The following is a 13,058-nucleotide window of genomic DNA, read 5'->3' on the forward strand; positions in this document are numbered from 1 at the left end:
TATATACGATTTTCCCGGAAAGAGCACCAACCCTTACATTTCTTAAGAAACGTCAAACTTCCGGTACTTGCCCGTGGCTGCGTTGCGCCAGCAGCGCTTCCAGTTCCGCGTTGCGCCGTTCCAGCTCGCGCCGCGCGTCGCGCAGCGCCAGGTGGGTGGACACGCGGGCAAACAGGATCGGTGGGCTGATCGGCTTCGTGATGTAATCGACGGCGCCCGCCGCCAGGCCTTTCGCCTCGTCCTCCGGCTGGCTCTTCGCCGTCAGGAAGATCACCGGCACTTCGGCCGTGCGCGGCTCGTGGCGGATGCGCCGGCACACTTCATAGCCGTCCATGTCCGGCATCATCACGTCCAGCAGCACCATGTCGACGCCGCCCGCCAGCAGGATCTGCAGCGCCACATTGCCGTTGGTGGCGACTTTCGTGTTGTACTTCTCCTTCAACAGCGCCGACAGCAGCATGATGTTGTCCGGCGTGTCGTCGACGATCAGGACGGTGGAACGGGGTGCATTCATGAAGCCTCCTGGGCGGCGGCGTCCAGCACCTGCCGGGCCGCGTCGAACTCGTAATTGGCGATGTGCGCGGCCAGGCGCTCCAGCGCGGCGGGCGCCAGCACGTCCGCCAGCGCGGCGCGCACGCCGGCGAAGTATTCGGTGCTGTCGCCGTTGTACTCGGCCAGCAGCGTGCGCAGGCGGGCCAGCGCCTCGCCCGCTGTCACGTCATCCGCGCCGGCGCCCGGCACGCCGGCTTCGATCGTGGCGAAATGCACGTCCAGGCTGCCGATCGTCGTGCACAGCGTGGCGGTCAGCTCGCTGACGAGGGTGGCGGCAGGCACCTCGCCCCGCTCCAGCAGCTCCTCGACGGCGCGGGCGGACGCCTCGACGCCGTTGGCGCCCACGTTGCCGGCCACGCCCCGCAACGTATGGGCGCGCCGGCGCGCGGCAGCATGCTCGCCGCGCGCCAGCTCCGCCGCGATGGCGGCGGCGGCGTCGCGCTGCGACAGGCGGAAGCGGTCCAGCAGCTGCAGGTACAGCTCCTGGTTGCCGGCCACGTGGCGCAGGCCGCGCGCCGTGTCGATCCCCACCAGCAGCGGCGCGCCCCCCTCTTCACCGTCGCGCGGCGCACGCGGCGCCACCGGCGGCATCGGCCGCCCCAGCCAGCGCGCCAGCGTGGCATACAGCAGGTGCGGGTCGATCGGCTTCGTCACGTAATCCTGCATGCCTTCGGCCAGGCAGCGCTCGCGCACGTCGGCCAGCGCGTGTGCCGTCATCGCGATCACGGGCAGGCTGTCGAAGCGCCGGTCGCGGCGCAGCTCCGACGTCGTCTCATGGCCGTCCAGCGCCGGCATCTCCAGGTCCATCAGCACCAGGTCGTAATACGCCGGGCCGGCGGCGGCCAGCAGGTCGAGCGCCTCGCGGCCGTTGCCGGCCGTCTCGACGGCGATGCCCTGCACCTGCATCAGTTCCGCGGCGATCTGCTGGTTGACGGGATTGTCCTCCACCAGCAGCACGCGGCCCGTCACCTCCAGCCGCGTGCCGTCGTCGGGCCGGCCCGCATGCCCGGGAGGCGCGGCCAGCGTCACGAGCGTATCGACGAGCGCGGACTGGGCGATCGGCTTGAAGAGGTAGCCGATGAAGCCCGCCTCGTCGGCCTCGCGCTGCACGTCCTCGTTCCCGAACGCCGTCACCAGCACCATGCCGGGCCGGCGGCGCAGGGGTTCCGCCGCGATCCTGCGCGCCAGCTCGATACCGTCCAGGCCGGGCATCTGCCAGTCCGTCAGCACCAGCGCATACGGGTCGCCGGCCGCATCGGCCGCGCGCACGTCCGCCAGCGCGGCCTGGCCCGATCCCGCCGTGCCGACCCGCAGCGGCAGCGCGCGCACCGCCGCGGCCAGCACGTCCAGCGCCACCGGGTTGTCGTCGACCAGCAGCACGCGGGCGCCGTGCAGCGCCGCCGGCACCACCGCCGCGCGCTCGGCCTCGCCGGACATCCCGAACTCCAGGTCGAACGTGAACACGGAACCCTTCCTTTGTTCGCTGTGCACGGTGATCGTGCCGCCCATCAGCCGCACCAGCTGCTGCGAGATCGACAGGCCCAGGCCCGTGCCGCCGAACTGCCGCGCGGCGCCGCCTTCGCCCTGGCTGAACGCGCGGAACAGCTTGCCCATCTGCTCTTCCGGCATGCCGATGCCGGTGTCGCGCACGGCAAAGCGCAGCGCAACGCGGTTGGACTGCGGGCCGGACGCGGGATCGGGCAGCTGGGTGCACGACAGTTCCAGCTCGCCCTGGGCCGTGAACTTGACGGCATTGTTGACGAGGTTGATCAGCACCTGCCCCAGCCGCAGCGGATCGCCGACCAGCCGGCGCGGGATCGCCGGTGGCACGTTGAACAGGTATTCGAGCTGCTTGTCGGCCGCCTTCTGGCTCGTCACGCTGGCCACGTTGGCCAGCACGTCGTCGAGGAAGAACGGCACCTCCTCCACTTCCAGCCGGCCCGCCTCGATCTTCGAGAAGTCGAGGATGTCGTTGATGATGCCCAAGAGCGCCAGCGCGGCGCGGTGGATCTTGCTGACGTAGTCGTGCTGCTTGGCGTTCAGGTCGGTGCGCAGCGCCAGGTAGGCCATGCCGATGATCGCGCTCATCGGCGTGCGGATCTCGTGGCTCATGTTGGCGAGGAATTCCGATTTGGCGATATTGGCCGCCTCGGCGCGCACGTTCGCCGCCACCAGCTTCTGTTCGCGCTCGCGCCGCTCGGAGATGTCGCGGATGAAGCCGCAGAATTCGAAGTCCTCGGCATCCAGGTCGATGCGGGTGATCGACAGCTCGATGGGAAATTCGCTGCCGTCCGCCCGCAAGCCTTCCAGTTCGATGCGCCGGTCCAGCACCGCGCCGCTGCCCTGGCCGGCCAGGTAGCGCTCCATGCCCTTGCGGTGGTCCATCCGGTAGCGCGGCGGGATGATCAGCGTATCGAGCGGCTGGCCCAGCGCCTCGTCGCGCCCGTAGCCGAAGATGATCTCGGCCTGCCGGTTCCAGCCCACCACGCGGCCCTTGCGGTCCATCGTCACGACGGCGTCCAGCGCCGTGTCGACGATCGCGCGCAGCTTCCGCTCGCTGTCGCGGGCCACCTGGATCGTCGTCTTCAGCTCCTGCGTGCGGGCGTCGATCTTCTGTTCCAGGTCGCCGTTCAGTTCGCGCAGCTCGCTCTCGGCATAGCGCAGCCGGGTCAGCGTGTCGCGGAAGCTGCGCACGGCGATCGACAGCCGGCCCACCTGGTCGGTCCGGCCGATGCCGGACAGCTCGATCTCCGTCTTGCCCTGGGCGAGCTTTTCCAGCGCCTTCTGGATGTCGGCGAACGGCCGCACGGTCTTGCGTGCCACGAGGAAGATCGAGACGACGATCGTCAGCGCCAGCAGCAGGTTGATGCCGAGCGCCTGCAGCAACTGGCGGCGCAGCTCCTCGTCCGCGCCGCGGCGCGAGTACGACAGGTCGATCGCACCGACGAGGAAGGTGCGGCTGCCGTCCTGGAAGCTGATGTCGCGGTGCACGGTGACGGCCTTCTTCTCGTCGATCTTCGTCGTCGTGAAGCTGGCCAGCTCGGCGCCGTTCGGCGCCAGCACGCGCAGCATCAGCACTTCGGGGGTGGCGCGCATCGCGTCGACGACGCTGGTGATCGCCGCGCCGTTGATGTCGAACAGCGGCCGCGCCAGCGCCTGCGACAGCACGGTGACGAGCCGCTCGGAGCGTTCCTGCAGGTGCAGCTCCGCCTCGGCGCGCAGGGTGCGCACCGCATACGTGGTGTACGCCGCTGTCGCCAGCGCGACGGCCAGGAAGATCGACACCGCCAGGCGCAGTACGATGTCGCGTTGCCAGACGTCGCGCAGGCGGCGCAGCGCGTTCAAGCCTTTGTGCGTCAAGGCTGCTTGCCCTTGCCGGCCTCCGGCACCTCGAGCTTCTCGAGCTTGCGGTAGGCCGCGCTGTTGCGTGCAGCTTCCACCGCATCCCAGATGCGCCGCGCCAGTTCGGGGCGGCGTTCGACCATCTGGTGCGACAGGAGCAGGAAATACGGTTTCTCGATCAACGGCCGCGGCAGCGCTTCGATCTGCGGGCCATACGGGCCGGCCAGCAACGTGCGCGCATCGCTGCCGCCGACGGCCGCGGCGGCCACCCGGCCCGCCAGCAGCTTGCGCACCAGTTCATCGGCGCGCTGGCTGCCTTCGTCGACCGTAACGTTCAGGCTGCGCAGCACGTCGGTGACGGAATAGCCCAGCTGCGCGCCGATGGCGCCGTCGACGTTGTACAGCGCCTTGCCGTCCCACTCGACGTTGCTGCCCTTGCGGCGCAGCAGCACGTATTTGTCGATGTGCATGCGCTTGGCGACGTCCGGCGTGGCGCCGCCCGGGTATTCGCCGATCTCGCGGCGGTCCGTCTTGAAGCTGACGGCGAACGCGCCATCCACCGCATTGGCCTTCAGCTGCGCAAGGCAGCGCTTGAACGGCATGCTCTGGAAATCGAAGGTGACACCGGCGCGCTCGCCGGCCAGTTTCAGCAGCTCGAAGTTCAGGCCGCGGCCATCCTCGGTGCGCCACGGCCGCACGTCGGCCCGTTCGTAGCACAGTGTGACGACCTGGGCGGCCTGCGCCGGCACGGCCGTCATCACGGCCATAAGCGCAGCCGAAAGCGCGCCGGCCACGCCCAGCGCCACCGCGATGATCGCCCTGCCCGCGCGCCCCGGCGAATGTGCCGCCCGGTGCGCCGCTCCCTGTACCGCCATGCCCGTCTCCATGCTGCGCCGCCGATGTGCGGCTACCCTATAGTGTAAGCAAAAGTGCAAGGCAGGGGTACATTCTGATTAACAATATTTTTGCCGAGCTGCAATCGGCGCAACAGGTGCCAGGTCAGGTGTCTGACACCGGCTGCTTCAGGTGCTGGTGCGCACGCTGAGGTCCACGCCCACTTCGTCCCACTGTTCCTGTTCCTTCTCGATCCAGTACGACAGCGTGGGGTGGCCGGCCACCCATTCGCGGCGCAGTTCCAGCTCGATGCGGTTCTTCATCCTCAGCTTCGGCTGCACTTCGTCGGCCGTGACGCGGGCGTGCATGAACACGATCGCCAGGCGCAGCGCGACGACGGCGCGGGCGAAGTCGGTGTCGGCCAGGAACTCGCCGACCTTGCGCAGATTGCCCTTCTGCGCCATCAGCAGGCGGCTCATCATGCGCTGCTCGCGCGTCGTGAAGCCCGGCAGGTCGGCATTTTCCACCATGTAGGCGGCGTGCTTGTGGTGGCCCGTCTGCGAGATCGCCTGGCCCACCTCGTGCAGCAGCGCGCTCCAGTACAGCAGCCGCGGCGTGGCTTCGCTGGCGGGCTTCAACTGTTCCAGCAGCGCCAGCGCGTCGTCCGCCACGCGGGCCGCGCGCGCCTCGTCGACGTGGAACTTGCGGGCGAAGTCGCGCACCGACTGCTCGCGCCGGTCGCGCCGCATCTCGCGCAGGTACAGGTCCCACATCACGCCGATGCGCAGGCCCGCTTCGATGGGGAAGATCTCGTCGATGTCCAGCTCGTGCATCACGCCGATCAGGATCGCCAGGCCGCCGATCACGGTCGACGCGCGGTCCGGGCGCAGGCCCGGCATGTCGATCTTCGACACGTGGCCGAACGCGATGAAGCGCTGCTGCAGCGCGGCCAGGCTGTCCGGCGTGATGCCCTTGCCCAGGCCGTTCTTCTCGATCGCCTCGGCGATCGCGCGGATCGTGCCGGACGAGCCGTACGCGCGCTTCCAGTACTGCGGCATGTACGGCGGCGCGCCGTCCTCGAAATGGCTGCGCGCGGACAGGATCGCCGCCTCGAACGACGGCGCGTCGACGTAGCCGCCGATGAAGAACGACAGGCTTTGCTTGACGCTGCCGACGCTGAACGACTCGACCCGCTCGATGTCCGGGCCGCGGCCCAGGATCAGCTCCGTCGAGCCGCCGCCGATGTCGACGACGAGGCGCCGCTCGGCCGGCTGGGCCAGCGCATTCGCCACGCCCATGTAGATCAGCCGCCCCTCCTCCTCGCCGGAGATGATTTCAATCGGATACCCGATGGCCTGCTCGGCCAGCGGCAGGAACGCCGCGATGTTGCGGGCCTGCCGCATCGTCGACGTGGCGACGACCCGCACCGCGTCGAGCTGGTAGGCCGCCAGCAAGGCGGCAAAGCTCTTCAGGCACGCCAGGGCGCGCTGCTGGGCCGCCTCGGTGAGGTTGCCGGCCGCGTCGAGCCCCGCCGCCAGCCGGATCGGCTCGCGCATGCTCTTGGCCACCCGGATCGTGTCGCCGTCGTGCTTGCCTATCGAAAGGCGGAAACTGTTCGATCCCAGATCGACCGCTGCGTACATCGGGTATTCCATTTATATTGTTTATATCGAAAATCCTATCACATTAGTCCGTCATGATGACCGGATGATGACAGGATCCCGTGCGGCGCCGTCAGCTGTCGGTGCCGGTGCCCTCGGCCGCGGGCGGCGGCGCCGCCACGACCTGGTTGCGGCCGCGCAGCTTGGCGGCCTGCAGCGCCTCGTCGGCGCGCTTGAACAGGCTGACGGTGGAATCGTCGGCGCGGATCGTCGTCACGCCCAGGCTGGCCGTCAGGTTGATCACTGCGCGTTCCGCCTTGACGGGCAGCGCCTCGAGCGCCGCGCGGATGCGCTCGGCCACGTTGACGGCGTCCGCCAGCGTCGTGCGCGGCAGCAGGAGCGCGAATTCGGCACCGCCCAGGCGGCCCATCTGGTCGCTGTCGCGCAGCTGGCGGCGGCAGGCATCGACCATCGCTTTCAGCACCTTGTCGCCGACCGCATGGCCGTAGTGGTCGTTGACGCGCTTGAACTGGTCCAGATTGAGGATCACCAGCGCGGTCGGCTGGCCGGGCCGGCGCGCCAGCGCCAGCCACGGCGCCAGCGCCTGGTAGAAGCCGCGCCGGTTCGGCACGTCCGTCAGCGGGTCGACCACTTCCAGCCGCGCCAGCTGCTGGCGCAGCGATTCGCGCTCGAGCAGCAGGTAGCCGCCGGCCGCGAACAGCATCGCCAGGTAGAAGGCCGCATAGCCCAGCCCCTGCAGCTGGGCCGGGCCGACGCCGGGCCAACCCTGCGGCAGGGCCCACGTCAGCAAGCCGCGGCCGGCGATGGCCAGCGCCAGCACGGCGGTGGCCACGGCGAGGAAGCGGCGCAGCATGCTGGCCTCGCGCCAGCCGACGGCCAGCGCGGCGGCGCCGGCCAGCAGGAAGGCGCCGGCAATCGCCGAGCCGGCGGCCACGCGCAGCGCCGGATCGATGTCGAGCACATAGCAGGCCACGAACGCGGCGCTGGCCAGGCCGAGGGCGGGCAGCAGGATGCGGCGCCAGCCCGGGCGGCCGGCGCGTTCCCACAGTGCGCCCGCGTCCAGCGCGATGCCGGCGAACAGCGCCACGTTGGCGACGGGGCCGGCCAGCAGTTCGGGGATCACGCCGCGGAAGTACAGCAACAGCCACGCGCAGGCCTGGACCTGGCGCGCCAAGGTGAACGTGGCGAAGCGGCCGCGGTGACGGTTGTCGATGTCTTGAAAGAAGAGCGCCGCGGTGAGCGCCAGGTTGCCAAGCGCCAGGGTCAGGACCAGCGTCTTGACGTCCACGTCAGATCTCGTGCTCGACGTTCGTGGTGCCGTCGCCCACTTTCGAGGCCCAGGCTTTGGCGAAGATCTCCTTCTCGTCCTCGGTGGGCGCCTCGTGCCAGAACACGATCAGCGTGCCCTTGTGGTCGTGCAGCTGCGAGAACTTCTGGATGAAGAATTCCTTGCCCGCCAGGTCGGCCAGCGCGGCTGCGTAACCGTACACGCGGTTCAGGCGTTCGATGCGGTCAGGCTCCGTGAAGCTGTTGGTCGCGGTAATGGTCGGGTGATCCAGAAACATTCGATTCCTCCATCGGGGCCGGCCGCCCGGTGACGGCAATGTACCCACAAAACGATTTCATGTAAATCCAGCCGCCGGGGTACACTCTTGCGGCGAACCCGAGAGCTTAGCAGAACCTCGCCCCCGATAACAAGTTGGCACCATGTCTTCCACCATCGACAACCGCAGCGCGCCCGCCCTCGGCCGTCCCATCCTCAGCCGCCGCGACGGCCGGCTGACGCTGGAGTTCGTCCCCGGCGAAGTCCAGAGCCAGATGGACCTGGCCGATCCGGACCGCCTGGTGCTGGCGTATGCCCGGGCGATGATGTGCTTCACGCTGTTCAAGCCGCGCCCCGCCCACATCGTGATGGTGGGCCTGGGCGGCGGCTCGCTGGCCAAATTCTGCCACCGCTACCTGCCGCACGCCCGCATTACCGTGCTGGAACTGTCGGCGGACGTGATCGCGCTGCGCGAACACTTCGCCGTGCCGCCGGACAGCGAGCGCTTTCGCGTGATCCATGCCGACGCCGCCCGCCACATGCCGCAGCTGGCCGACAGCGCCGACGTGCTGCTGGTCGACGGCTTCGACTCCTCCGGCCTGCCGCCGGCGCTGGGCAGCGCACGCTTCTACGCCGACTGCCGCCGCGCGCTGAAAGCCGACGGCCTGCTGGTGGCGAACATCTTCAGCTACGACCCGCACTACCGCCCGATGCTGCGCCGCCTGCGGCAGACGTTCGGCGACAACGTCTGCCAGTTCCGTGGCATCGCCGGCAACAACCATATCCTGTTCGCGCTGCGGCCGGCGCCCGGCCCGGCAACGCCCGCACTGCGGCTCTTGCAGCGCGTCGCCTGCGCCGGGGCGCTGTGGCCAGGCCTGGCCCCGCTGAACCGGCTGCTGGCCCGCTGGGTCGTGGCGCGGCTGCGCCGCAACAGTCCGGCATGAGCGCCAAGCACCAGCACAAGACAATAAGCGTGCAATAAGACAACGGTCGGTTCAATTCCGACACGTTCCGTTCGGAAACTTTCTGGATTTGTGACACACTAGCGGGCGCGGACAATTCCGCACGGCAAGTATTGTTCAAACGACAGGAGCTTCATGGCACGCACAACCAGGGTATCGCTTGCAGCGGCAGTGACGCTGGCGGCCGGCCTCGGCGTCACCGCCGCCCTGTTCGTTGCCGTCAGCGCGCTCGAGTACGGCAAGATCGCGGACAGCTTCCAGCAGCGCGCCAACCTGCGCGTGGCGGCGATCCGCAGCGGGCTGGAGGATGCGGTCGAAGTGTTGACCGTCACGAACCAGCTGTTCCGCACCGTGCCCGGCGTCACGCAGGAACAATTCGGCCACTTCGCCCGCCCGCTGCTGCAGCGCTACCCGTTCGTGCTGTCGTTCGTGCACCAGCGCGCGATGACGCATGCCGACCGCCTGGCGTTCGAGGCGCGCATGCAGGCCGAGCACCCCGGCTTCACGGTACGAGAGCGCCGCGACGGCCGCTTCCAGCCGGCGCCGGCGCGCGACCTGTACGTCGTCAACGAATACCTGGCCCCGCTGCACGGCGCCGAGTCGGGCCTGGGCCTGGACGTGTGGCCGCTGGCCTCGACGCAGCCCACCGTCGACCGCATGCTGCGCACCGGGAAAGCGTCGGCGACGCCGCTCGTCAGCATCGCCGCCGCCCCGGCGCAGCGCAACAGCTTCGTGCTGCTGATGCCGCTGTACCGGCCCGGCATGCCGGCCGGCACACCGCAGGAACGCCTGGCGGCATGGATCGGCCAGACGGCGGCGATGGTGCGCGCGCCGCACCTGGTGCACACGATCCTGCAATACGGCGGCCTGCTGGACGACCCGTACCTGCTGCTGCGCGTGTACACGGGCGAGCGGCTTGACGACGGCCAGCTGATCTACTCGACGGGCCAGGAACCGGCGCCACCCGGCTGGTGGGCTTACCTGCCGCGCTGGCTGTCGTTCTACTTTGTCGAGCAGCAGACGAAGAGCATCGACCTGCTGGGCCAGACGTGGCACGTGCGCATCGACGCGCTGCCACGGCCCTTCCTGACGGACCATGCTGGCTCGCTGATCGCGCTCGTCGGCGGCCTGCTGTTCTCCGTGCTGGCCGGCGCATTGGTGCACACGCTGGAGCAGCGCTCGCGGCGCGTCCAGTGGCTGGTGGAGGCGCGCACCGCGGATCTGCAGCGCAGCAACGAGCGGCTGAACGCCGACGTGGCGGCACGCAAGCGCACCGAGCGCGCGCTGCAGGAAAGCGAACACCGCTTCCGGCGCCTGCTCGCGCTGTCGTCCGACTGGTACTGGGAGATGGACGTCAACTACTGCTTCACCAGCATCACCAACGGCTTCTTTGAAAAGGCGCACGTCGACCGCGACGACTACATCGGCCGCACGCGCTGGCAAGTCAACCCGGAATTCCTGAACACGAAAACGGGCCGCGACCACTTCGCACAGCTGGAGGCGCGGCTGCCGTTCACGGAGCTGGAGCACGAGATCACGGGCAAGGACGGCGTATCGCGCTGGTTCCAGTCCACCGGCGAACCGGTGTACGACGCGCAGGGCGAGTTCCGCGGCTATCGGGGCACCGGCACGGAGATCACGGAACGCAAGCTCACCGAGCAGCGCATCCGCCACATCGCCCACCACGACGCGTTGACGGGACTGCCGAACCGGATGCTGCTGCAGGACCGGCTGGCGCAGGCGATCGCGTACGCCAACCGCACCGGGCGCCAGATGTGGGTCCTGCTGATCGACCTGGACCGCTTCAAGTTCGTCAACGACAGCCTGGGCCACAAGGCCGGCGACCAGCTGCTGCAGACCATCGCCGGCCGCCTGCGCGCATCGGTCCGCGAGACGGACACGGTGGCGCGGCTGTCCGGCGACGAATTTGTCGCGATCCTGTCCGAGCACCCGGACGAGACGCTGTCGCCGGAGGTCGTGGGCCGCATCATGCGCAGCCTGGCGCAGCCGATGACGCTGGAGGGCAAGGAGTTCTTCGTCACGTGCAGCATCGGCGTGGCGGCCTATGCGGCGGACGGCACGCCGGCGCAGCACCTGATCGAGCATGCGGACATCGCGATGTATTCGGCCAAGAAGCTGGGCCGCAACTGCTGGCAGTTCTACCAGAGCGCGATGAACGACGAAGCGCAGGAACGCCTGCGCATCGAAGGCGCGCTGCGCAGCGCCGTGGAGCGCAACGAGTTCGTGCTGCATTACCAGCCGCAGGTGGACCTGGCCACGGGCCGCATCGTCGGCATGGAGGCGCTGCTGCGCTGGCAGCACCCGGAACTGGGCATGGTGCCGCCGCAGCGCTTCATCGGGCTGGCCGAAGAGACGGGCCTGATCGTGCCGATCGGCGCGTGGGTGATGCGCACCGCCTGCGCGCAGGCGAAGGCGTGGCAGGACGCCGGGCTGCCGCCGCTGCGCGTGGCGGTGAACCTGTCGGCCCGGCAGTTCGCGCAGCCGGACCTGGTGGCATCGATCGAAGCGGTGCTGGCGGAGACGGGCCTGCCGCCGGCCTGCCTGGACCTGGAACTGACGGAAAGCCTGTTCGTCGACGACGTCGCGCAAGCCGTCGAACTGCTGCACCAGCTGAAGGCGCTGGGCGTGAAGATGTCGATCGACGACTTCGGCACGGGTTACTCGAGCTTCTCGTACCTGCGCACGTTCCCGATCGACGTGCTGAAGATCGACCGCTCGTTCATCGCCGACATCGCCAGCGACGCGGACGAAGCGGCGATCGTCGTCTCGATCATCGCGCTGGCGCGCAACCTGAAACTGCGCGTGATCGCCGAAGGCGTCGAAGCGCAAGGCCAGCTGGACTTCCTGCGCGCGCACGGCTGCGACGAGATGCAGGGCTACTACTTCAGCCGGCCCGTACCCGCGGGCGAGTTCGAGCAACTGTTGAAAAGCGGGCGCGAGCTGGATGGCATGCAGCAGTTGCTGCGGGCGTAATCACAACAGCGGCCGAGGCCGTGTCACTGGTGCCAGGCACCAGTGACACGGCCTGAACTGTAGTGGCTGTCGAGCTTGTCACCGTGCCTGGCAGCGCGGACACAAGCTCATGCATAGCCTTACTGCCCCTTCCCCTTGTTCTTCGCGCCATGCAACGCGAGCCGGGCTGCCTTGCGGGCCTTCGCCTGCTCGAAGCGAGCGATCTGTTCGGGGGTTTCGGGGACCAGCGGGGGCACCGCGACCGGCTTGCGGTCCGCGTCCACCGCCACCATCGTGAAGTAGCAGCTGTTCGCGTGGCGTACCAGGCGCTGCTGGATGTTTTCCGTCACCACGCGAATGCCCACCTCCATCGACGTGTTGCCCGTGTAGTTGACGGAGGCGAGGAACGTGACGAGTTCTCCCACGTGGATCGGCTGCAGGAACATCACCTGGTCGACCGACAGCGTGACGACGTAGCTGCCCGAGTAACGGCTCGCGCACGCATACGCCACGCTGTCGAGGAATTTGAGGATCGTGCCGCCGTGGACGTTGCCGGAGAAATTTGCCATGTCCGGCGTCATCAGGACTGTCATCGTCAGCTCGTGGGCCGACCAGTGCATTGCGCTTTCCATATTGCCTTTCAATCGGAGATCGGAATCGCCGATTGTAACGGCATTACGTCAAGCGTTGGCGACTCAGCGGCGGCGGCGCGCGGCAGCACCCAGGCCCAGCAGACCGACACCGAGCATCGCCCATGTGCCGGGTTCGGGGACGGGGCCCACCGTCACTGTCTGGTCCGTCCAGCGATACCTGTGGTAGTACTCTCCGAGCCACGGCGCCCTGGAACTTTCGACGTAAAAATCGCCACTCGTGACACTGACTTCGCCACCGTATTCCTCGCTGGATCCAGTGGACGCGGAGAATACGGGTAAGCTGCCCGGGGTATAGCTGAAACTCATCAGGCAACTCCAGACATAGCCCGCTCCATAGCACGTCGGAGGCTGCTGCCGGAACCCGCCAAAGCTGAAGTAACTCAACTCTTCGAGGGTGTAGGCGCCGTCGCCGTTGAGATCCTGGCCTTCGAACTGCAACGTCAGCCGGTAATCGGGATTGAACGCACCGTTCCACTCTTCGTAGAAGCCCTGATACAGGAAGGTCACGCGTTCGGAAGCGGCGTAAGCGGTGGAGCACGCGGCGAGTGCGGCGGCGATGGCGGCTTTCTTGAGCATT

10 protein-coding genes are annotated in these 13,058 nt (G+C 68.4%); 2 read left to right on the top strand and 8 right to left on the bottom strand.

Going from position 1 to position 13,058, the window contains the following annotated elements; all coding sequences use genetic code 11:
- Window positions 1-52: 52 nt before the first annotated feature.
- From IP92_RS26920 to IP92_RS26945, 6 genes are all read right to left on the bottom strand, one after another.
- The gene (locus tag IP92_RS26920; RefSeq protein ID WP_145881187.1) at window positions 53-514 is read right to left on the bottom strand and encodes a response regulator; all 462 of its coding nucleotides are present in this window, start codon (window positions 512-514) and stop codon (window positions 53-55) included.
- Window positions 511-3,912 (bottom strand): response regulator, encoded by a 3,402-nt coding sequence (locus tag IP92_RS26925; RefSeq protein ID WP_145881189.1) that lies wholly within the window; start codon window positions 3,910-3,912, stop codon window positions 511-513. Before IP92_RS26925 ends, IP92_RS26920 begins: the two co-directional genes overlap by 4 nt.
- A complete protein-coding gene (locus IP92_RS26930; protein ID WP_145881192.1) occupies window positions 3,909-4,769 on the bottom strand; it encodes a substrate-binding periplasmic protein in 861 nt (286 codons plus the stop codon). The genes IP92_RS26925 and IP92_RS26930 overlap by 4 nt, the downstream gene beginning before the upstream one ends.
- A gap of 147 nt (window positions 4,770-4,916) precedes the next feature.
- On the bottom strand, window positions 4,917-6,371 hold the full coding sequence (locus IP92_RS26935) for a Ppx/GppA phosphatase family protein (protein ID WP_145881194.1): 1,455 nt from the start codon (window positions 6,369-6,371) through the stop codon (window positions 4,917-4,919).
- 91 nt (window positions 6,372-6,462) lie between these two features.
- Window positions 6,463-7,638, bottom strand: coding sequence for a GGDEF domain-containing protein (locus IP92_RS26940; RefSeq protein ID WP_145881196.1), 1,176 nt, complete (start codon window positions 7,636-7,638; stop codon window positions 6,463-6,465).
- 1 nt (window position 7,639) lies between these two features.
- Window positions 7,640-7,915 carry a hypothetical protein gene (locus IP92_RS26945; protein ID WP_145881199.1) on the bottom strand — a complete coding sequence of 92 codons (276 nt, stop codon included), beginning with the start codon at window positions 7,913-7,915 and terminating at the stop codon, window positions 7,640-7,642.
- Between the two features lie 142 nt (window positions 7,916-8,057).
- On the opposite strand from IP92_RS26945, the gene IP92_RS26950 reads away from it, so the two are divergent.
- Window positions 8,058-8,837, top strand: a complete 780-nt coding sequence (locus IP92_RS26950) for a spermine/spermidine synthase domain-containing protein (RefSeq protein WP_145881201.1) — start codon at window positions 8,058-8,060, stop codon at window positions 8,835-8,837.
- Between the two features lie 153 nt (window positions 8,838-8,990).
- On the top strand, window positions 8,991-11,849 hold the full coding sequence (locus IP92_RS26955; RefSeq protein WP_145881203.1) for a bifunctional diguanylate cyclase/phosphodiesterase: 2,859 nt from the start codon (window positions 8,991-8,993) through the stop codon (window positions 11,847-11,849).
- A gap of 119 nt (window positions 11,850-11,968) precedes the next feature.
- Here IP92_RS26955 and IP92_RS26960 read toward each other — a convergent pair whose 3' ends face one another.
- Window positions 11,969-12,460: an acyl-CoA thioesterase gene (locus IP92_RS26960; protein ID WP_371860989.1), complete on the bottom strand. Its 492-nt coding sequence runs from the start codon at window positions 12,458-12,460 to the stop codon at window positions 11,969-11,971.
- 63 nt (window positions 12,461-12,523) lie between these two features.
- Entirely contained in the window at window positions 12,524-13,057 is a 534-nt protein-coding gene (locus IP92_RS30305; RefSeq protein WP_199271839.1) for a PEP-CTERM sorting domain-containing protein, read from the bottom strand.
- Window position 13,058: the final 1 nt, after the last annotated feature.

The organism is Pseudoduganella flava (genome assembly GCF_007830495.1).
Taxonomy (GTDB): Bacteria; Pseudomonadota; Gammaproteobacteria; order Burkholderiales; family Burkholderiaceae_D; genus Rugamonas; species Rugamonas flava.

Excerpts from the sequence above, each read along its gene's own strand:
- IP92_RS30305 (WP_199271839.1), bottom strand. The coding sequence starts at position 13,057 with ATGCTCAAGAAAGCCGCCATCGCCGCCGCACTCGCCGCGTGCTCCACC.
- IP92_RS26920 (WP_145881187.1), bottom strand. The coding sequence starts at position 514 with ATGAATGCACCCCGTTCCACCGTCCTGATCGTCGACGACACGCCGGAC.
- IP92_RS26960 (WP_371860989.1), bottom strand. The coding sequence starts at position 12,460 with ATGGAAAGCGCAATGCACTGGTCGGCCCACGAGCTGACGATGACAGTC.
- IP92_RS26950 (WP_145881201.1), top strand. The coding sequence starts at position 8,058 with ATGTCTTCCACCATCGACAACCGCAGCGCGCCCGCCCTCGGCCGTCCC.
- IP92_RS26935 (WP_145881194.1), bottom strand. The coding sequence starts at position 6,371 with ATGTACGCAGCGGTCGATCTGGGATCGAACAGTTTCCGCCTTTCGATA.
- IP92_RS26955 (WP_145881203.1), top strand. The coding sequence starts at position 8,991 with ATGGCACGCACAACCAGGGTATCGCTTGCAGCGGCAGTGACGCTGGCG.
- IP92_RS26930 (WP_145881192.1), bottom strand. The coding sequence starts at position 4,769 with ATGGCGGTACAGGGAGCGGCGCACCGGGCGGCACATTCGCCGGGGCGC.
- IP92_RS26945 (WP_145881199.1), bottom strand. The coding sequence starts at position 7,915 with ATGTTTCTGGATCACCCGACCATTACCGCGACCAACAGCTTCACGGAG.